This is a genomic window from Olleya sp. 1-3, assembly GCF_002836085.1.
GTDB classification, from domain to species: domain Bacteria; phylum Bacteroidota; class Bacteroidia; order Flavobacteriales; family Flavobacteriaceae; genus Olleya; species Olleya namhaensis.
Map to the genome: position 1 here is coordinate 49,705 of NZ_PJBW01000003.1, position 20,681 is coordinate 70,385.

The 20,681-nt window shown below is 31.9% G+C and carries 19 protein-coding genes; 15 read left to right on the forward strand and 4 right to left on the reverse strand.

From position 1 onward, the window contains the following. Positions 1–173 precede the first annotated feature (173 nt). The 4 genes from CXF54_RS04215 to CXF54_RS04230 all read left to right on the forward strand — a co-directional run bounded on the left by CXF54_RS04215 (position 174) and on the right by CXF54_RS04230 (position 3,409). On the forward strand, positions 174–848 hold the full coding sequence (locus CXF54_RS04215) for a hypothetical protein (RefSeq protein ID WP_101202577.1): 675 nt from the start codon (positions 174–176) through the stop codon (positions 846–848). Positions 849–997: 149 nt separating this feature from the next. Beyond that, complete coding sequence (locus CXF54_RS04220; RefSeq protein WP_101202578.1) at positions 998–1,831, forward strand: hypothetical protein; 834 nt, start codon at positions 998–1,000, stop codon at positions 1,829–1,831. Between the two features lie 115 nt (positions 1,832–1,946). Further along, a complete protein-coding gene (locus tag CXF54_RS04225) occupies positions 1,947–2,621 on the forward strand; it encodes an NADase-type glycan-binding domain-containing protein (RefSeq protein ID WP_101202579.1) in 675 nt (224 codons plus the stop codon). Positions 2,622–2,968: 347 nt separating this feature from the next. Beyond that, complete coding sequence (locus tag CXF54_RS04230; protein ID WP_101202580.1) at positions 2,969–3,409, forward strand: hypothetical protein; 441 nt, start codon at positions 2,969–2,971, stop codon at positions 3,407–3,409. Between the two features lie 54 nt (positions 3,410–3,463). Here CXF54_RS04230 and CXF54_RS04235 read toward each other — a convergent pair whose 3' ends face one another. Continuing rightward, complete coding sequence (locus CXF54_RS04235) at positions 3,464–4,435, reverse strand: IS110 family transposase (RefSeq protein WP_101202581.1); 972 nt, start codon at positions 4,433–4,435, stop codon at positions 3,464–3,466. Between the two features lie 362 nt (positions 4,436–4,797). On the opposite strand from CXF54_RS04235, the gene CXF54_RS04240 reads away from it, so the two are divergent. The 5 genes from CXF54_RS04240 (at position 4,798) to CXF54_RS04260 (ending at position 9,364) form a co-directional block, all read left to right on the forward strand. Then, entirely contained in the window at positions 4,798–5,304 is a 507-nt protein-coding gene (locus tag CXF54_RS04240; protein WP_101202582.1) for a hypothetical protein, read from the forward strand. A gap of 184 nt (positions 5,305–5,488) precedes the next feature. After that, on the forward strand, positions 5,489–6,211 hold the full coding sequence (locus CXF54_RS04245) for a phospholipase D family protein (protein WP_101202583.1): 723 nt from the start codon (positions 5,489–5,491) through the stop codon (positions 6,209–6,211). A 207-nt stretch (positions 6,212–6,418) separates the two neighbouring features. Then, positions 6,419–7,378, forward strand: a complete 960-nt coding sequence (locus CXF54_RS04250) for a hypothetical protein (RefSeq protein ID WP_101202584.1) — start codon at positions 6,419–6,421, stop codon at positions 7,376–7,378. 113 nt (positions 7,379–7,491) lie between these two features. Continuing rightward, a complete protein-coding gene (locus CXF54_RS04255; RefSeq protein WP_101202585.1) occupies positions 7,492–8,634 on the forward strand; it encodes a DUF3800 domain-containing protein in 1,143 nt (380 codons plus the stop codon). 73 nt (positions 8,635–8,707) lie between these two features. After that, positions 8,708–9,364, forward strand: coding sequence for a hypothetical protein (locus CXF54_RS04260; RefSeq protein WP_157823385.1), 657 nt, complete (start codon positions 8,708–8,710; stop codon positions 9,362–9,364). Between the two features lie 142 nt (positions 9,365–9,506). On the opposite strand, the gene CXF54_RS04265 is transcribed toward CXF54_RS04260, so the two are convergent. From CXF54_RS04265 to CXF54_RS04275, 3 genes are all read right to left on the reverse strand, one after another. Next, positions 9,507–9,977, reverse strand: a complete 471-nt coding sequence (locus CXF54_RS04265) for an ankyrin repeat domain-containing protein (protein WP_101202587.1) — start codon at positions 9,975–9,977, stop codon at positions 9,507–9,509. A 71-nt stretch (positions 9,978–10,048) separates the two neighbouring features. Continuing rightward, positions 10,049–12,241 (reverse strand): catalase/peroxidase HPI, encoded by a 2,193-nt coding sequence (katG, locus tag CXF54_RS04270; protein WP_090840276.1) that lies wholly within the window; start codon positions 12,239–12,241, stop codon positions 10,049–10,051. A gap of 222 nt (positions 12,242–12,463) precedes the next feature. Further along, entirely contained in the window at positions 12,464–13,060 is a 597-nt protein-coding gene (locus tag CXF54_RS04275; RefSeq protein ID WP_101202588.1) for a fasciclin domain-containing protein, read from the reverse strand. A gap of 225 nt (positions 13,061–13,285) precedes the next feature. Between CXF54_RS04275 and tpx the strand changes: the two genes are divergently transcribed. The 6 genes from tpx (at position 13,286) to ribB (ending at position 20,678) form a co-directional block, all read left to right on the forward strand. After that, on the forward strand, positions 13,286–13,792 hold the full coding sequence (gene tpx, locus CXF54_RS04280; RefSeq protein ID WP_090840280.1) for a thiol peroxidase: 507 nt from the start codon (positions 13,286–13,288) through the stop codon (positions 13,790–13,792). Then, positions 13,785–14,153 carry a diacylglycerol kinase gene (locus CXF54_RS04285; RefSeq protein WP_090840282.1) on the forward strand — a complete coding sequence of 123 codons (369 nt, stop codon included), beginning with the start codon at positions 13,785–13,787 and terminating at the stop codon, positions 14,151–14,153. Before tpx ends, CXF54_RS04285 begins: the two co-directional genes overlap by 8 nt. 61 nt (positions 14,154–14,214) lie before the next feature. Next, the gene (locus CXF54_RS04290) at positions 14,215–16,647 is read left to right on the forward strand and encodes a DNA translocase FtsK (RefSeq protein ID WP_101202589.1); all 2,433 of its coding nucleotides are present in this window, start codon (positions 14,215–14,217) and stop codon (positions 16,645–16,647) included. A 12-nt stretch (positions 16,648–16,659) separates the two neighbouring features. Further along, positions 16,660–17,295: a LolA family protein gene (locus CXF54_RS04295; RefSeq protein ID WP_090840286.1), complete on the forward strand. Its 636-nt coding sequence runs from the start codon at positions 16,660–16,662 to the stop codon at positions 17,293–17,295. A gap of 6 nt (positions 17,296–17,301) precedes the next feature. Next, positions 17,302–19,473 carry an LptF/LptG family permease gene (locus CXF54_RS04300; RefSeq protein ID WP_101202590.1) on the forward strand — a complete coding sequence of 724 codons (2,172 nt, stop codon included), beginning with the start codon at positions 17,302–17,304 and terminating at the stop codon, positions 19,471–19,473. 50 nt (positions 19,474–19,523) lie between these two features. After that, positions 19,524–20,678, forward strand: coding sequence for a 3,4-dihydroxy-2-butanone-4-phosphate synthase (gene ribB / locus CXF54_RS04305; RefSeq protein ID WP_090840290.1), 1,155 nt, complete (start codon positions 19,524–19,526; stop codon positions 20,676–20,678). Positions 20,679–20,681: the final 3 nt, after the last annotated feature.

The window sequence follows — 20,681 nt, forward strand, 5'->3', positions numbered from 1 at the left end:
TATGTCGCATAACGTCAAGTTTTATATCAATTTTAATTATTATCTATTCTAAGATCTTATGTCTGTTTAAATAATTTCTATTTAGTAGCTTACATTCTGACGGGGTAGTTATAATTAATCGCTTACTTTATTTATAAAATAAACTGTTGTAAATTACTTGCTTAATTAGAAAAATGAGAATAAAAGTAAGCGTTTTATTTATTTTAATATTTGCCACTCAATGCAAAAACATTGAGAAAAAAGACGTGCAAGAGCGTGATTGGGATGTAGTAAAAACATCAAGGTATTATAGAGACTACGCTACATTCATTCAGAACCATCCTAATTCTAACAATTTAGAAAATGCTATTTCAGAGTATTTATTTTTAAAAGATAGCCTTTCGGATTTTATTGGTTGTAATAGATACAATGCCACAATTGATACAGTTAACAATACTAAACTACTGTTTAATCAGTCATTAACAACTATTGATTCGTTAAGACATTTAGCCTTCAACTATCTTAAAAATGCAAACGGAGCAATGGAAGTTTCATCAAAATTGAAGTATAAAATCAGAATTCCAAATACGGATGTATTCGATTCCATTTCTAAAGGTCAATTTGAATTTCATTTTTATAAAAAACACATTCCTGTTACTTATTTACAGCCTTTAATAACTGAAATAAGTAAAGGCATTAATGATTACAAAAACTATTTGTCAAAAAAATGGTATCAAACGGAATACGCTAAGTTAGAAAAGAACAAAAAAATAGCAATTGACGCATTAAACGATCAAAAGTTGGTCTTTTTTGATTTCACGGACTTAGAAGCTAAAAGGATTACACCACCGCCACCAGCATCGGACTAATACAGTTAAAAGTAAATAATAAAAGGCACAACCAATATTATAAACAAAGCCCTACTCTTCCGCTTTTATTCACTAAATTAGACATTCAACAAAGGCAGATTACCTAAACTGATCACAAATAACACCATTACAACTAACGCTATTACACAATGAAAATTGAAAAAGTAAAAAACTACAATCAAAAACTACTGGCTATTCTAGGAACACTAGGAGCCCTTTTTTTAGTAATAGCTTTAATCGCTTTTATTTCAATTATAATTAAAGAAAATCGTGACTACTCTTCTTATGACGATGTTGAAACAGGAATATTATCTGACGAAAAAATTGAAAAACTACAAAAAGAAAATAAACGTCTACAAGTCATATCCTACGAAACACCAAAATTAATTGACACCTTAAAATCTGTTTACATAATCCCGGTGTCTCATAAAATGCTGAATCAAAAAGAAGATATTAATGGCATCTTAAATGGATTTGTAAGTGCTTCAGGAGAACAATATGCAAGCTCTAACAACAGATACTCTAGTGGCTTTTATGGTGCTTACAACAATGTTATTATTTATGATCAAAACAATCAGATCAACAAAAAACTATTTGACAACCGTGTCAATTTTAATACCATACATACAGCGTATTTTGATAATGATATACTGTTATTAATGCAAGCTTCAGAAAAGGACACCTATAAAGATGGCGTTTTAAATTTAGAAGATTTTAAATCACTTTATATCTATTCGTTTAAGCAAAAAGAAATGAAAAAAGTAAGTATTGAAGGCATGGATGTTTTCAATTATAAGTTTTTAAATAACAGTACTGATTTAATTATTGAATTTGGAATAGACAAAAATAGTGACGGACAATACGAGTCTTATAACGAACCTATTTTAATCAAGAGATATGATTTTAAAAGCGGAACACTAAGCGATATTATTGACAATCAAACACATTCTGAGTTACAAAAAACGTTAGAAGGATCAGAATAATAAAACACCATAAACACACCCACAACTCAAATTGAAACATCTAATTATTATCATTTTATTTATAACGTGTCACGTTTTTATTCAGGATCTAAAACAACTGGAAACAATTATTGGCATGGATTTCGATTTTGGAATTCAGGTGCAAAAAGACTGGCAACAAAGAGACCAATTACTAGAAGCTATTGCTTCCAATAAAAAAAGTTGGAACAACCTAACAGACCAAGAAGCAGCGCTTTTAGAAAAATATGACGAAACCTACAGCACAATGTGGGATGTAGAAGGTGCAGGTTGCTCCTGGTATTGTGGCGCTGGAGACTACACCGTTAGCGCTTCCTCCTTTTTAAAATCGGAAAACGCAAATACGTATAGCGTCAATAACATATCTGACTTTAGTTATCAAACAGCTTGGGTAGAAGGTGTAAAAGGCTATGGTATTGGAGAATCTGTTACGTTTTCATTTGTTCCAAACCACCCGCGATTAACCACTATTAAAATTGCAAATGGTTATATAAAAAGCAAAACCACTTGGAAGAATAACTCCCGTGTAAAAAAGTTTAAACTATATATAAACGATACTGTTTATGGGGTCATTAATCTTAAAGACCGTTATGCATTACAGTCTATTAGATTAGATAAACCTATTGGGTATTCTCAAAGAAAAGATCAAGAAAAACTAAAAACATTACCTAATTGGAAGATTAAATTTGAAATCTTGGAAGTCTATAAAGGCGATAAATATGATGATACAGCACTATCTCAAATATTTTTTGACGGTATTGATGTGCATTAAAATTGTAATGGATTTATAACGTTTTACAAGCCTGGTTTGAAACCTAGCGATGATTAACAGACGAATGTAACAAGACCGTTTATATAATTAACAGAGACTATTTTATTTAAAATAAATGGTGGTTACGGTTTCCCGTAAAGTATAGTAATCAGACTTTTGTAACTTGGCTGTAGTTTAGAAAAATACGTAGTTCTACTTATAGTTTTTTAAATGAATAAAAAGTAACTTCGTTTTTTATGTCTTAATAGATATAAGCAAAACTAAACTAACCATATCCGGTATATTTACGGGATTTGAGGAATAAACGTAATTATATAACTAGTTGTAGCTAATATCAGAGCAAGAATATGAATATAAATGAAACATTGAATTTCTTTGTAAACTTCAAAAAAAGTTCCAATGATAAGTCGGAAATAAAAATCTATGACAAATACATTGGAATTTTATCTGATTTAAAAGAGCGAGATTTGACAGAAAAACAAATAAAAGATATAGAATCAGAATTATCCAATTTGGATTTAGAATCTGAAAATCATAATAGAAAAAAATATTATAATAAAAAATTATCTGAATTTGAAAAGTTCCTTAAAAACAGACTCTCATTGATTTTAGATGGTCATTATACATTTACAGGAATGATTTTTGGAATGATGATTGGCTGTATAGCAACATTTTTTATTGGAATTTTCTCAATGATTGGAGGAATGATTATCGGAATGATAATTGGTGGAATTATGGATTCCGAAGCAAAAAAACAAGGGCGAGTTTTGAAAACAAAAGTTGGTTGAATAAAAAATACTAGCTACAACAAAGTACTGTGCTAAAAAACAAGTAAAATCTTATTAATTTTTCACTAGCGCACTTTTATATTCCTTGTCAAATATTAATCCCGATTTTGCAATAGCAAAAGCTTGTTTTAATAGCTTATTACATACCGCTATTAATGCTAATTTTTTACTCTTTCCTTTTGCTACTAATCGTTCATAAATATCTCTACATGCCTTGTTGTATTTACAAGCCGTAAAACTGCACATAAATAATAAATTCCTAAGTTTTTGATTGCCCATTTTACTAATTCGTGGTCGTCCTTTTATACTACTTCCACTTTGCCTAATAACTGGAGTTAACCCTGCGTAACTACATAATTCTGACGCACTTGAAAAGCGCTCAAAACCACCTGTTAAAACGATTAACATTATAGAGGTTTTTCTTCCGATTCCTGGTATGGTTTTTATTCGTGTAAATAAATCTTTATGAGCCTCTTTTACTAAAACCAGCAACAGTTCTTCTAGGTTGGACACCTCTTTATCTAAATGTTTTAAACTACGTTTTAACGATCGTACAATTGCTATACTTGGCTCCCCTAAAACAGATTCACCATGAAGTTTATTCTTTATCATCGTACGCTGTTTTGTATATATAGAAAGGGTTCTGGTGATTTGAAGACATTCCTGTACTTCCTTTGAACTACCCTTCCAAAGCTTTAACTCTACTTGCTCAGCATATGAACATATAAGTTTTGAATCGCTCTTATCGGTCTTAATCTTGGACAGCCTCATCTGGATAAATCGTTTTACAGACAATGGATTTTCTACTGAAACATTTAGACCTTCTTCAAACAAATAATAAGCCAACTGATAATGATAGTAACCTGTAGCTTCCATCACGCAATGACTCTCCGAATTTAAGAGTTTCCGAAACGCTTTAAAGCCTGAAACTTTGTTTTTAAACTGATAGTAATTACCATCAGAATCTGTGACATCAAAAACTAAATAACTAATGTCAATACCAAAATATTTAATATCTTTATTCATAACAAATTGTATTTTGAAAGGACATACTACGCGAGTTTCAACGACTTAAAATCGAGGTCTAAAAGCCTCACAGAACTGTTCGAAATCTGTGTAGAAAAGAGAGGGGATTTACAATGTTGACGAAGTCTTTAGCTTCTGCGTGTATAATAACCTTATTCCTCTCTTTTGTTCTTTCTTATTATATGTCTTAAATTTAGTGTTTTTATTAAAATGCTAACTTAAGCCGTGTATAATTAATTGCTTGCTTATATCCTACTTACGAACATTCCTGCGGAATATTCTATCTGTGATTTATTTGCTAAATTAGTTGCTTAACCACGCAACTAATCATACACAATCACGTTACAACACATTAAAGCAAATTGGAAGAAACTAACAAGCCTAGATTAAATGTATTAATAAAAGCTCCGATTATAATTATTGCTATTGTTGTTTTAATTCTTGATTATAAACAATTAGTAGATTACTATACAACAGTTGGAAATAATGGTGGAATTTCTGAGTATTTCAAAATTGCATTTAGTACTTCAATTCTAAGGTCATCTCTTTTGCTTATCATTCCTTTCAGTGGAGTTTTTATTAATAATAAAATTGGATGGTTACTAATTTGTTCATTCTATTATTTTTGGCTTTTATTTTTTATTTATTTCTCTATAAGTACAGAATTAGAAAGAGACGGAACAATTGTGTTTGTTGCTGGTGTAATTATAATCTCTATCTTTTTATTATTATTAATGAATAGTTATGAAAACAGTAAATTAGTTTATGGAATAAAGAGAAGTGATTTATTAAAAACGAACATCGCTGCATTCATCATAGCAATAATTGAAATACTGCTTATAGTTTTATTGAATTTCACAAAAGCATAATATAACGTGTTGTAACAACGTGTATAATTAATTGCTAGGTCTAGCCTACTTACGAATATTCCTGCGGAATATTCTATCTGTGATTTATTTGCTAACTTAGAAGTCTAAATCACACAACCAATCATAAACAATCACGTTGTAAACAATTTACAAAAACTGAGAAAACCTACAAACTAAAAGATAAATGGCAAAATTTTTAAACACTAGAAAAGCAGTATCTGAAATAGAAGATTTAATACGAAATGCGGAAACCAGACTGATTTTAATCTCACCATATCTAAAACTATCAAAAGATTTTAAAGAATTACTGACATACAGAAACAGCAAGGATAAAATAACAACTGTAATTTTTGGAAAACAAGAGCTGAATCCACACGAAATGAAATTTCTTCAAGGATTGAGATTTGTAATTTTAAAATACAATCAAGATTTACACGCAAAATGTTATCTGAATGATGACAAAATGATTATTACATCCCTTAATCTTTACGAATTCTCAATGAATAACAACAAAGAAATGGGAGTTTTAGTGGATTTGAATGACGAATCGGATAAAGAATTATTTGAAGACGCATATAAAGAAATAGATTTTATTGACGAAACGAGTGAAAGGTTTGAATTCACGTCCATTCCTGAAGTAGCTAAAACGGAAAAGAAAGAAACACAACCGAAAGTTGTGAGCACTTCAAGTTCTAAATTTTTAACTACAAAAGAATTAGCTCAAATAACAGGATTGAGTAGTCGAAAAGTCAATAGCTGGTTGACGGACAATAAACTCATGTACAAGAAAGAAGATGATTGGGTTACCACAAAACGTGGGAAAGAAGTTGGCGGAATTGAAAAAAGTGGTCAATATGGACAATTTATAATTTGGCCAGAGGAAATTGGAAAAAAAATAGCGGAATAAAAACTATTTACAACAACGTATAAAGCTAATAAACAACTAGTTGACAAATATAAGTTAAAATGTATTTGCGAGTGTGCCAAATTTTTAAATTTGGCTTATTGAGAAAAAAAAGATTATAAGTAAAATTTAAAAATTCAGCTTGTGTTCAACCGAATGGTAGTTGCATTTTTCCGCCCTACTGTTCTTATACAAATCCGTTAAATAATTATGAAAAAAAACTTCGCCGATTTATCACAAAATGCTCAAGACTATATTAATAGTCGGTTTCAACATTATGATATTAGTGGCGAGGAAGCTTTTAATACAGTCTTTTCTGACGAAATAAAGGATTTATCTTCTGACCAAGTTGTAGAAATTATAAAACAAAAGGATATTTCCCATATTCTTTCCCAATCAAGTTCACCCGAAACAGTTTCTAATTTAGACAATGTATTTTTAGAGGACTTTGCAATAAATCGTTCCCGCGGTGCAGAAAATGTTACTGATGCTGAATTTGAATTAGCGTGGGAAGACCAAATTGCCGATGTTGATTTTATAAATGCAAATGAGACTACCTTTGATATTTTAAAAGGAGAGTTAGAAAATATTGACAATACTATTCCAATCGAAGACATTATTGGAGGTTCATTAATTTTCGGCACTATTTTTACGGGTGTAGAAACTTACAAGGCAATCGAGAATAAAGAAATTGAATTAAACGATGCACCAAAATTTTTTGCAATCAAAACTGGAGGCAAAACTGTAAAGTATGCAATTATTGGTTTTTCGTTAGCTTCATCAAGTCCGATTATTGTTAGTGCCGGAGTTGGCTATCTAATTTATAAAAACAAAATGTTAATTGGCAAATGCTTTAATGGTGTTTATAATTTTTTCAATCACGATAAGACAAAAAAATACACACAATTAGCAATTAATGGAACTGCTGTTGGAATTACTTCAGCAGGAAATTACACTTATCGTGTGATAACAAGTAAACAAACCAAAAATTTTATGATTGCATCAAAAGATGTTACTTTCAAAACGACCAAGTATTTAGCCAATAAAAGCTATCAATTTGCGACACACGAAAACACAAAAAAAGCATTGAGCAAAACTGGAAAAATGATAGTAAAGACATTTGACATTTCGGAAAAATTAGCAGGCAAATTGTTCACTAGGAAGAAATAACTATTTATAACAAGCATAAAAACAATAGGGCAATTAAATTAAAATCGAATGGTTCAGGTGTGTTTTCCTCCCTACTATTCTTATAATAACCGTTAGCCAACATTTAAGAAAGTATGAAGAAAGTAATTGCATTTGCAGACGAATTCGGGAATAATTCTTTTGATTTTGATACTCAAGGAAGTCATTTTATAATTGCAAGCGTAATTATGAATCAAGAAGAATTAGGTGAAATTAAAATACAACTTGAAGAAATAAGAAAGCGTTTCTTTCAAACAGGAGAAATTAAGTCAAGTAAAGTATCAAGAAACCATAAGCGAAGAATCCTTATTTTAAAAGAACTTCAAAAGATTAATTTTTCTGTTTATGCAGTAGTAATAGACAAAAGAAAATTATTTGGAGAAGGTTTTAAATATAAACAGTCATTTTACAAATATTTAAACGGAATTCTTTACAAGGAACTTTATAGAACATTCCCACAACTTGAATTAAAAGTTGACGAACACGGAGGAAATGATTTTATGCGTAGTTTTAAAAAATATGTTGAGAAAAATCACATTAGAAATCTATTTGCAGGTTCTGATTTTCAAATCCAAAAAAGTCATAATGATTTAGGAGTTCAATTGGCAGATATGATGGCGGGAACTTTAGGCTTCATATTTGATGAACTAAAAAAGTCAGATAAATCACCTGAATTCTTAGAACTAATTAAAAACAAACTGCATAGTCTTAATCATTTTCCTAAAAAATATAAAACTGAGGAATTTAGTGAAAAAGCAACCTTCAGTGAATATGATGAAACAATTGCAACACTTGGCTTAAATAGAACATTTGACTTTATTGACAAAACAACAGGAAATACGCCAGATAACCTTGATAGAATAAACTTTCTTAAATTATTACTATTATATCATCAGTCAAACCACCCAAGGAAATTTACAACATCAGCCGAATTTCTTCGACACTTAAGTGTTAATAGGAAAAGTCCGTTAACGAAAGAACGTTTTAGCTCTAAAGTAATTGGTCATTTAAGAGATAATGGAATTTTAATTGCAAGCAGTAGAGATGGATATAAAATACCAACTTCTGCAAGTGATATGAAAAAATATATAAATCACGGAAAAAGTATTGTATTTCCAGTATTACGAAGAATTGAGGAATGTAGAAATGCAATCTTACTTGCAACGACAAATGAATATGATATTTTAGACGATCCAGAATACCAAAAATTAAAAGAGCTAATAGAAAACGTGGGCTAATACAGTGTATAATTTATTGCTGATTTAGTTGCTCAAAACGAAAATATTCTTATCCAAACACATTAACCCACATTTGAAAAAAACCAAGGACATTTTAATATTCATTTTTGCATTAATCGTGGTTTCTGCAATCGGATACGGGATCTTTTTATATTTCTACGCACAGAAAAGATATGCGGAAAGTCCGGTGACTAAAACCGAGTTAGTTTCAAAGTCTCAACCTAGAAGCGGGTTAAACTCAAATTTAGTTGCGTTTCTTGATAATCCTATTGACTTATTGGATTTTAAGAAAAAGAAAGGAATGCATTTTACAACAGGCGTGACTAGCGCAACTAAATATTATTATCAACCTAGAATTAAAGATTCTATTTTCTATGTTTATAATTATCCTGACTTTGAAAAAGAATCAATAAAAATAGACCAATTTGTAGTTTTTAAACACGGAAAAAACAAACACAACTACAAAGACACAACAGAACATTTAATTGAATTTAGAATTTTTAATCCAGATGCTGATTTAGGAAAAGCCAATCTTTACGGTTTAACTAAAACGGAATTAGAAGCGGAATTTGGAACTGATTATCTAACTTTTGATACCAGAATTGCTTACTCAAATAAAAACAAGGTTTTGATTATTGAACTTAACAATTCAAAAGTAAAATCCTTTAGATATATTAAACTAAATACGGAAATTGTTAACCAAGATTTAATTAGACAAATAGTGGAATAAAAACGTGTATAATTACTGGCTAGTTTTCTACAGGTTACTATAACACTCGTGGGTTTTCTATTCGATTAAAAAAAAACCAAGTTTAAAATCAGATAATTAACCTAATTTAAACTTGGTTTCATTTTAAAACACCACAAAAAAACTATGCTAAAAGCGTAGCAATTTCAGTAAACTTCTTATCCACCGCATACTCCAAAGCAGTCTTACCCTCGTTATCTTTAATGGTTGCATCTGCGTTATGATCTAAAAGTAGTTTTACTATGTCTACTTTATTGTATTGTGTGGCAAAGGTCAAAGCAGTTGTACCGTTAGCATTTACTGCATTTAAATCGGCACCATTTTCAATTAAATACTGGGCAAAAGCGACATTTCCTTTAAAACTAACACCAATTAATGCTGTATTTCCTGAGGCATCTTTAGCGTTAATAGGCGCGTTATGTTCTACTAAAACTTTAGTGGCAGCTTCGTTATCAAAATAAGTGGCTAATATTAAAGGCGTAAAACCACGCTGATCTTTAGAGTCTGCTAATTTAGGATTAGCACTTAACAATGCTTTTAAAGTGGCATTATCGTTATTTTTTATACTTTCAAAAAGGGTATTTATAGTTTCCATTTTGGATATTTTTTATAAAAAAAAGGAATGCGTTGTTAGACCCATTCCTTTTATAATTACTGTATTGTTTATTATTTTAAATCAAAACGATCTAAGTTCATCACTTTAGTCCAAGCTGCTACAAAGTCTTTTACAAAACGCTCTTGACCATCGTTAGCACCATATACTTCCGCAATAGCTCTTAACTCTGTGTTAGAACCAAAGATTAAATCGGCACGTGTCCCAGTAAATTTAACGTCGTTAGTTTTACGGTTACGTCCTTCAAAAACAGTTTGATCATCATCAGTAGCTTTCCAAGTATAAGTAAAGTCTAATATGTTTTTAAAGAAATCGTTAGTTAAATGTCCTCTATTTTCTGTAAAAACACCATGATTTGAGCCATCATAATTAGCACCTAACACACGTAAACCACCAACAAGAACCGTCATTTCTGGTACTGATAAGGTTAATAAGTTTGCACGATCTATTAATAAATCTTCTGCTGCAATCTTAATGCCTGGTTTGATATAGTTTCTAAAGCCATCTGCTAAAGGTTCTAAATAACCAAACTGTTCGATATCTGTTTGTGCTTGTGTTGCATCTCCTCTACCTTGAGTAAATCCTGGCGTTAACGTATACCCTGCATTTTTAACTGCTTGTTCTACTCCAACATTACCGGCTAATACAATTAAATCTGCTAAAGAGACTTCGCCTTTAAAGTCAGCTTTAATGCCTTCTAATATAATTAAAACCGCATCCAATTCCGCTGGATTATTTACTGCCCAACTGCGTTGTGGTTCTAATCTAATTCTAGAACCATTAGCACCACCTCTTTTATCCGATCCTCTAAACGTTGATGCAGATGCCCAAGCGGTAGTTACCATTTGAGAAATAGTTAATCCTGAGTCTAAAATAGCGTCTTTTAAAGTCGTAATATCTGCATTACTTAATGTGTACGTTACTGCTGGTACTGGATCTTGCCATAACAATTCTTCTTTAGGGACTTCTGGTCCTAAATAACGTGATACAGGACCTAAGTCACGGTGTGTTAATTTGTACCAAGCACGTGCAAATGCATCTTCAAATGCTTTATGATCTGCATGAAAACGTTTAGAAATCTCTAAATACGCAGGATCTACTTTTAAAGCGATATCAGCGGTAGTCATCATTAAATCTTGTCTACCATTAGCATCTCCTGCTTTTGGAGCACGTTTAGCGTTAGAAGCTGCTGTTGGCTTCCATTGGTGTGCACCTGCTGGACTTTTTGTAAGCTCCCAATCATAGTTTAATAACACGTCAAAATAGTCCGCATCCCATTGTGTTGGGTTTGGTGTCCATGCCCCTTCAATCCCACTAGTAATAGTGTCATCCAAAACACCTGTACCAAAGCTATTTTTCCAACCGGTACTCATTTCTTCTATTGCTGCGCCATGCGGCTCTTTACCAACATATTTATTTGGATCAGCTGCACCGTGTGCTTTACCAAAGGTATGCCCACCTGCAACTAGTGCTACGGTTTCTTCATCATCCATTGCCATTCTACCAAAAGTTTCTCTAACATCATGTGCTGATCCTAATGGATCTGGCACTCCGTTTGGTCCTTCTGGGTTTACATAAATCCATCCCATCATTACTGCTGCTAACGGATCTTCTAAATCGCCATTTTCGTAACGGTCTTCATTTGCACCCCATTCTGTTTCGCTTCCCCAGTATACATCTTGTTCTGGTTCCCAAACATCTTCACGTCCTGCAGCAAAACCAAACGTTGGAAAGCCCATAGACTCTAACGCACAGTTACCAGCAAGAATCATTAAATCTGCCCAAGATATTTTGTTACCATATTTTTGTTTGATTGGCCATAATAATAAACGTGCCTTATCTAAGTTACCATTATCTGGCCAACTATTAATAGGTGCAAAACGTTGGTTTCCTGCTCCTGCACCACCACGTCCATCACCAACTCTATAGGTTCCGGCACTATGCCAAGCCATACGTATCATTAATCCACCGTAATGTCCATAATCTGCAGGCCACCAGTCTTGAGAGTCTGTCATTAAATCTGTAACATCTTTTTTAAGCGCCACAAAATCTAAACTGGCAAATGCCTCTGCATAATCAAAATCGTCTCCCATTGGATTTGATTTTGAAGCATTTTGACGTAAAATGTTTAGTTTTAATTCGTTTGGCCACCAATCTCTATTTTCAACACCTCCTCCCGAAGTATGTTTAACAGTTCCACTTAAAAAAGGGCACTTGCTTGCGTCTCCACTATTACTATGATCCATATGATATGTTTTTTTACGGTTTAATTTTTGATAAAACTAATCTATTACTTAATCGATAGCCGATAAATAAAATTGATTGTATTTATTTTAGCATAACTTTTACTTATACAGCTTATCACCTATTAGGTCTTTAAAGTTAACCAAACCTAACTAATCAAACAAAAAAAAGGCTACTTCTATTACAAAGTAGCCTTTAATTAAGCTTAATAAATCCCTAGTAAATTAAGACTTTGGTAATACCACTATGTCAATAACATGAATCACACCGTTAGATTGATTAACATCTGCGATAGTTACTTTTGCTGAGTTTCCGTTTTGATCCGTGATGTACACGTCCTTATCTTTTAACCAAGCAGTAAGCGTCCCACCACTAACTGTTGTGATTGTCGCTTTTCCGTTTCCTTTTTTAATTAACTTTAAAAGGTCTTTTGCATTTATTTTTCCTGCCACCACGTGGTTTTTTAATACCGTTTGTAATGTTTCTAAATTTTCAGGTTTTAATAATGTCTCTACTGTACCTTCTGGTAATTTTGCAAAAGCAGCGTTAGTTGGTGCAAATACAGTAAATGGTCCTTCGCTAGATAAAGTGTCTACTAATCCTGCTGCTTTTACTGCTGCTACTAATGTGGTATGATCTTTAGAGTTTACCGCGTTTGCAACAATAGTTTTACTTGGATACATCTCTGCGCCACCAACCATAACTGTTTTTTCGGTTTTCATTTTATCTTTTTTCATCATCTTATCTTGAGAAAAACCGCTGATTGATGTAAATAATGCAATTGTAAATACTGCTGATTTAATTAATGTTGTAGTGTTCATAATTTTAGTGTTTTATTAAAATGGTTATTTATTTGTTACAGTCATATAAACGAGAACACAAGCAAGGCGGTTTTTAAAAAATAGACGTTTAACACTTTATTAACGAAACCACAGTAGCAATCCATTGATTTTCAGATTCAATTTTAAAAATGAATAAAAAAAGAAAACAAATAGTTTAAACATCTATTTATTGTTAATTTTATACTTTAACCAAAACAATTCAAAATGGCAAAAATAACATTAGGCGGTACTCCTGTCGAAACAATAGGAAATCTTCCAGAAGTTGGATCTCAAGCTCCAGACTTTACTTTAACTGCAAGTGATTTATCAATTCAAAAATTATCAGATTTTAAAGGACACAAAGTGGTTTTAAATATCTTTCCAAGTGTTGATACTGGTACTTGTGCAACCTCTGTACGTTCTTTTAATAAAGAAGCTGCAGAAATGAAAAACACTAAAGTATTATGTATCTCTAGAGATTTACCATTTGCTCAAGCTCGTTTTTGTGGTGCAGAAGGGCTTGATAATGTAGTGATGTTATCAGATTTTAAAACAGGACAGTTTGGTAAAGACTATGGTTTAGAGTTTGCTACTGGTCCTTTTGAAGGATTAGATTCTAGATGCGTTGTTGTTTTAGATGAAAATGGCGTTGTAAAATATACAGAACAAGTACAAGAAGTTGCTGACGAACCTAATTACAAAGCGTCACTTGAGGCGTTATTAAATGAGTAAAAAAGAACCTTTTGTAATCAATCGTTTAAAAAGTGTAGGGTATGCCTTTAAAGGCATGCTCTTACTTTTAAAGACAGAAGCTAGTATAAAAATTCAGTTTTGTATTGCTGTTATTATGACCATAGGTGGTTTTTATTACAACATATCTTCTACAGAATGGATTATGCAATGCTTTGCCATAGGATTAGTAATGAGTATAGAAGGTGTTAATACCGCTATTGAGGCTATTGCCGATTTTATCCATCCTGAACATCACGAAAAAATTGGTTTTATTAAAGATATTGCTGCTGGTGCTGTTTTTATAGCGTCTATAGCTGCATCCATCATTGGTTTGATTATTTATATTCCAAAGGTATTTTAAACAATTATCCATTAGGATAAACGTTAACTATTTGTATTTTTACCCAAACTAAAACCCAATAATGGCTAAAGCAAAAAAAACAGTTAAACCTAAAAAGAAAATCAGCATTAAAACCCCTGATTTTAAACTAAGTAGTCAACAAAAATTAGTTCTTGGGAGCTTCTTGATTATCTTAGGTGTTTTGTTTTTTATCGCATTTTTATCCTACTTATTCACCGGAAAAGTTGATCAAAGCGCGTTAAGTGAGTTTGCATCAAGAGATATTGAAACAAAAAACTGGCTAAGTAAGCTTGGTGCTTGGATCAGTGATCTGTTTATCCAACGTGGTTTTGGTATTGCTGCCTTTATTATTTCTGGACTTACCTTTTTATCTGGAGTATACGTACTAACGGACTTAAGTAAAGACAAATTACGTAAGCATTGGTTTTGGGGGATTTTAGTAATGATTTGGTTATCTGTTCTTTTTGGATTTTTCACTTACAAAAATGATAGCCTTAGCGGAACAATAGGTTTTGAAATTAATAGCTTTTTTCAAGATTATATTGGTAAGATTGGAACCATCCTACTATTGGCATTCGCATTTATTAGCTACCTAGCTATTAGATTTAAATTTACGCCACAACGTATTGCTGCCATATTTAAGAAAGCAAAAAACAATATTAAAGACGATTTTAATGAAGACTTTGTACCTGTTGATAATGCACATTCTGATGAAGCCGAAGACATAAAATCTGCTTTTGATGTCGATAAAAAAGTAGAACCTACAATTTCTAATCATTCAAAAATTGAAGCTAACAAACCTATCGAGCTAACGCAAGAACCTGTTAAACCTGTGGTCAAAGCAGCTGTAACATCGCCTCCAATTGAAATTGAAATCCCGAAAGTTGAAGAAGAGGAAGAATTACCAATGGAAATTGAAGTTGAAGCGGTAAAAGAAGAACTGTCTGAAACTGATAATTTAGCGAATAAGTTAGTGGAAGACTTTGGACAGTTTGATCCAACTTTAGAGTTAGGTAATTACCAATTCCCGCCTTTAGATTTACTTAAAAAATACGATAACGAAGGGGTTACTATTAACCAAGAGGAATTAGAAGAAAACAAAAACCGTATTGTAGATACATTAAATAACTACAAAATCGGAATTTCTAGTATTAAAGCAACCATTGGACCAACCGTAACGTTATACGAGATTGTACCGGAAGCTGGTGTTAGAATTTCAAAAATTAAAAACTTAGAAGACGATATTGCACTATCCTTATCCGCTTTAGGAATTAGGATTATTGCCCCTATTCCTGGAAAAGGAACGATTGGTATTGAGGTGCCAAACAAAAATTCGACAATAGTATCGATGCGTTCTGTAATTGCCTCTCAAAAATTCCAAAAAACAGAAATGCATTTACCAATTGCAATTGGTAAAACTATTAGTAATGAAACTTTAGTTATTGACTTAGCAAAAATGCCTCACTTATTAATGGCAGGTGCTACAGGACAAGGTAAATCTGTTGGTTTAAATGCCGTATTAACGTCATTACTATACAAAAAGCACCCTGCGGAAGTTAAATTTGTATTAGTCGATCCTAAGAAAGTAGAATTGACGTTATTCAATAAAATTGAAAGACACTATTTAGCTAAACTTCCTGATGAAGCAGAAGCGATTATAACAGATAATACCAAGGTTATACATACATTAAACTCGTTATGTATAGAAATGGACAACCGTTACGAAATGCTTAAAAATGCATTATGTCGTAACATTGTAGAATACAATACTAAATTTAAAGCACGTAAATTAAATCCAAACGATGGACATGCGTATTTACCATACATTGTTTTGGTGGTAGATGAGTTTGCAGATTTAATTATGACTGCAGGAAAAGAAGTAGAAACCCCTGTTGCACGTTTAGCGCAATTAGCACGTGCCATTGGTATCCACTTAATTATAGCAACACAACGTCCTTCTGTAAATGTTATTACAGGTATTATAAAAGCCAATTTCCCGGCACGTATCGCCTTTAGAGTATCTAGTAAGATAGATTCTAGAACTATTTTAGATGCGGGTGGTGCAGATCAACTAATAGGACGTGGAGATATGTTATACACACAAGGTAATGATATGATCCGTGTACAATGTGCATTTGTCGACACGCCAGAGGTAGAAAAAATTGTCGATTTTATTGGGAATCAAAAAGCATATCCTGATGCGTATTTGTTACCAGAATATGTAGGTGAAGAAAGTGGCACAAGTCTTGATGTAGATATATCAGACAGAGATATTTTGTTTAAAGATGCTTGCCAAATTATTGTTACAGCACAACAAGGTTCTGCTTCCTTATTACAACGTAAATTAAAACTAGGTTACAACCGCGCAGGTCGTTTAATTGATCAATTAGAAGCTGCAGGTATTGTAGGAGGTTTTGAAGGTAGTAAAGCCAGACAAGTGTTAGTACCAGATTTAATAGCTCTTGATCAACTATTAGAAAACGAAAAGAAATAAATTACATTTAAAATGAAAAAATTATTAGTATTATTTTTATTAGCTAGCAGTACCATTTTTGCACAAGATAACGATGCAAAAAAGTTACTTAATGAAGTGTCTGCTAAAGCAAAAGGTTATGATAACATTGCTATAGATTTTAAATATGTTTTAGAAAATAGCGAAGAAAACATCAAACAAGAAACTAAAGGTGACGTAGTGATGCAAGGCGAAAACTATCGCTTAAACATCCTAGGTATTACACGTATTTTTGACGGTACAACTATTTACAGTATCAGTCCTGAAGATGAAGAAGTGACTGTCTCTAAAGGTAGTGACCAAGATGAAAGTACAATTACACCAAGTAAAATGTTGTCTTTTTATAAAGAAGGGTTTACTTATAAAATGGACATCATACAAGATGTTAGTGGAAGAAAGATACAATATGTAAAGTTAATTCCTATTGATTCAAATTCTGAAATCAAATATGTACTGCTAGGTGTTGACACTAAAACAAAACATATTTACAGATTAATTGAAGTTGGAAAAAATGGTACAAAAACAACTTTAACTGTAAATTCTTTTAAAACTAATGAGCCTTTATCAAAATCCTTATTTACCTTTGACGAAACAAAGTACAAGGACTATTACATCAATAAACTGGATTAATCTTAAGTGAAAATATTAGATAGGTACATATTAAAATCATATCTTAAAACCTTTATCAGCGTGTTTGTTATACTCATGCTGATTTTTGTTTTACAAGCCATTTGGTTATATATTAAAGAATTAGCAGGTAAAGATTTAGACTTAGCAACAGTCTTAAAGTTTTTGATGTACATAACACCTACGCTAATTCCTTTAATTTTACCACTTACAATCTTATTGGCTTCTATTATGGTTTTCGGTAATTTTGCCGAGAATTATGAGTTTGCAGCCATGAAATCTACAGGGATATCACTGCAACGTGCCATGTCAGGCTTAGGGATTTTTATTGTTGGCCTATCCATACTTACCTTCTTTTTTAGTAATAATGTTATTCCTTGGGCGGAATACAATAGTTATAACCTTCGTAAAAATATTGCTAAAGTAAAACCGGCAATGATTATTGCAGAAGGACAGTTTAATGATATCGGAGAAAGTTTCAATATAAAAGTTGAAGAAAAATCTGGGTTAAACGGTAAATTTTTAAAAGGTGTTACCATACATAAAAAAGGTGCAAAAGGCTTTTCTGGTAACTACACCACTATTGTTGCGAAAACAGGTGAATTAGCTAGTGCTGAAGATTCCAATATTTTAAAACTAATTTTATACGATGGGTATTATTATGATGATACTCCTCCTAAAAAAATAGCTGACCGTAACAAAAAACCATTTAGTAAAGCTGCATTTAAAAAGCACGTTATGAATATGGACTTATCTAAATTAAATAATATTGATTTAGACGAGAAAAATATTGATAGTAAATACACCATGCTAAATGTTGCGGAGTTAAATGAGGCTATTGACTCATTAAAAACAGACCGTAATAATGTTATTGAAGAATTTTCAACTGCTTTATTTGCCAGAACCAATTTAGCAACATTAAACTTAACCGTAAATGCTAAAAAAGACAGTGTTTATGATGGCGTAATACTTGATATTTTTAATGACAAACGTAAAATACAAATTTTAGACTACGCTATTAATAGCATCTCTAGTACACAACAAATTATAAAATCAAAAAAAGGTCAAATCAAAGTTAAAAATTCTTCGATTTATAAACACGGAATACAATTACATAAAAAATTTGCTTTGGCTGTTGCTTGTATTATACTCTTTTTTGTTGGTGCACCATTGGGCGCATTAATAAGAAAAGGAGGATTAGGATTACCAATGGTAATAGCAATTGTATTATTTTTAAGCTACCACTTTATTGGTCTATTTGCAGAGAATAGCGCAAAAAATGGAAACCTCCATCCCGCCCTCTCCGCATGGTTTTCAACCTTAATCATGCTACCTTTAAGTATCTTTTTAACCAAGCGAGCAACGCAAGATCGCGGTATTTTTGAATTTGATCATATTACTGAGCCAATTAAGCAATGGTTCAACCAAAAATTTAATAAAGAAAAACTACAAGTTAATGCTTTAGACAATGATGCTGTTATTGTACATTTTGAAGACAAAGACATTCAAAATAATAAAATACTCTCAAAAATAAGCAGTGTAAGTTTTGCTATTGCCATAGTATTAGCACTGCTGTACTTTGTATTAAAAAATAATAAATTACCACAAGTTGCAACTGCAGGATTACAAATAAGTGCGATTGCATTAATAGTATTTGTGTTTAATTATATAAAATCTTGTACTTCTTTTAATAGCTTAATTTCTAAAACCGAGCATAAAAAAGAAACGATAGTACAACAAGTTATTGGGGCTATTATATACCCTTTAACTCACTTTTTACGTAAGCAAAAACTATCTATAGGGACTAATTACAATGGTTTAAAACCACAGTCGATAATTGATGTGACAGAAGAAGCTCCTATTGTTTTAACGGATGCAGATACTAAAGACTATAGGATAATTTCAAGATTAAGTCTTTTATTCTTTACCATTACAGCGGTATTATTTGTCTCTTATTTTATATTAAAAAACAATAAGCAACCACAGTTAGCATTAGCAGGCATACAAATTAGTGCTATCAGTTTTATTGTATTTATTTATAATTACGTAAAATCATACTTTGCTTACAATACAATAATACAGACGTTAAAACAGAAAAAAGAAAGCCCATTTTTGACGCTATTAGGCTTTATAGGTTACCCATTAGTACACTTTAAAAGGCGCCAAAAAACAAACGCTTAGCTACACTAAGTAATAAATATGCAATATCTTTGCAGCACAACACATTTATTATGATTACTACAGATAAAGAAAACAAAACTTCTTTTCAATTAAATACAATTGAAGAAGCTATACAAGACATTAAAGCAGGAAAAGTTATTATAGTCGTTGATGACGAAGACAGAGAAAACGAAGGAGACTTTGTGGCTGCTGCCGAATTAGTAACACCGGAAATGATAAACTTTATGGCCACTCACGGTCGTGGTTTAATCTGTACACCTTTAACAGAGCAACGTTGTGAGGAATTAGATTTACACATGATGGTTACCAATAATACAGATCATATGGAGACCGCATTTACGGTTTCTGTAGATTTAAAAGGTAAAGGTGTTACTACGGGAATATCTGCAGGAGATAGAGCTAAAACAGTTAAAGCATTGACTAATGGAGAGACTAAACCTTTTGATTTAGCAAGACCAGGTCATATTTTTCCTTTAGTTGCTAAAGAAGGTGGTGTTTTAAGACGAACAGGACATACAGAAGCAGCTATAGATTTTGCAAGACTAGCAGGTTTACAACCAGCGGGAGTTATTGTAGAAATTATGAATGAAGACGGAACAATGGCACGTCTACCTCAATTAATTGAAGTTGCTAAAAAGTTTGACTTAAAACTAGTATCTATCGAAGCTTTGATTGCTTATAGAATGGATCACGATTCTTTAATTGTAAAGAAAGATGATTTTGATATTGAAACTAGATTTGGTAGTTTTAGATTAAGAGCTTACCAACAAACAACAAATAACCAAGTACATATTGCTTTAACTAAAGGGGATTGGAAAAAAGAAGATACCGTTTTAACACGTGTTAATTCTACTTTAGTAAATAATGATATTTTAGGAACGTTAACCAACAATGCTGACGAAAAATTAGATGATATGTTCCGTGTTATTAACGAGGAAGGAAAAGGAGCTATCCTATTTATCAATCAGGAAGCTGAATCGATGAATCTTTTACAACGTTTATCATTATTAAAAAGTGAGCAAAAACCAAATACTATTGTAAAAGCACCAGCAATTGCAATGGATAGTAGAGATTTTGGAATTGGAGCACAAATACTTCATGATTTAAACATTCATAAATTAAAACTAATTTCTAATTCTCAACAAACTAAACGTGTTGGAATGATAGGATATGGTTTAGAGATTGTAGAGTACGTCGCTTACTAAGCT

Coding starts and splice junctions, on each gene's coding strand:
- CXF54_RS04255 (WP_101202585.1), top strand. CDS start 7,492: ATGAAGAAAGTAATTGCATTTGCAGACGAATTCGGGAATAATTCTTTT.
- tpx (WP_090840280.1), top strand. CDS start 13,286: ATGGCAAAAATAACATTAGGCGGTACTCCTGTCGAAACAATAGGAAAT.
- katG (WP_090840276.1), bottom strand. CDS start 12,241: ATGGATCATAGTAATAGTGGAGACGCAAGCAAGTGCCCTTTTTTAAGT.
- CXF54_RS04215 (WP_101202577.1), top strand. CDS start 174: ATGAGAATAAAAGTAAGCGTTTTATTTATTTTAATATTTGCCACTCAA.
- CXF54_RS04290 (WP_101202589.1), top strand. CDS start 14,215: ATGGCTAAAGCAAAAAAAACAGTTAAACCTAAAAAGAAAATCAGCATT.
- CXF54_RS04225 (WP_101202579.1), top strand. CDS start 1,947: ATGGATTTCGATTTTGGAATTCAGGTGCAAAAAGACTGGCAACAAAGA.
- CXF54_RS04250 (WP_101202584.1), top strand. CDS start 6,419: ATGAAAAAAAACTTCGCCGATTTATCACAAAATGCTCAAGACTATATT.
- CXF54_RS04275 (WP_101202588.1), bottom strand. CDS start 13,060: ATGAACACTACAACATTAATTAAATCAGCAGTATTTACAATTGCATTA.
- CXF54_RS04265 (WP_101202587.1), bottom strand. CDS start 9,977: ATGGAAACTATAAATACCCTTTTTGAAAGTATAAAAAATAACGATAAT.
- CXF54_RS04230 (WP_101202580.1), top strand. CDS start 2,969: ATGAATATAAATGAAACATTGAATTTCTTTGTAAACTTCAAAAAAAGT.
- CXF54_RS04285 (WP_090840282.1), top strand. CDS start 13,785: ATGAGTAAAAAAGAACCTTTTGTAATCAATCGTTTAAAAAGTGTAGGG.
- CXF54_RS04220 (WP_101202578.1), top strand. CDS start 998: ATGAAAATTGAAAAAGTAAAAAACTACAATCAAAAACTACTGGCTATT.
- ribB (WP_090840290.1), top strand. CDS start 19,524: ATGATTACTACAGATAAAGAAAACAAAACTTCTTTTCAATTAAATACA.
- CXF54_RS04245 (WP_101202583.1), top strand. CDS start 5,489: ATGGCAAAATTTTTAAACACTAGAAAAGCAGTATCTGAAATAGAAGAT.
- CXF54_RS04295 (WP_090840286.1), top strand. CDS start 16,660: ATGAAAAAATTATTAGTATTATTTTTATTAGCTAGCAGTACCATTTTT.
- CXF54_RS04235 (WP_101202581.1), bottom strand. CDS start 4,435: ATGAATAAAGATATTAAATATTTTGGTATTGACATTAGTTATTTAGTT.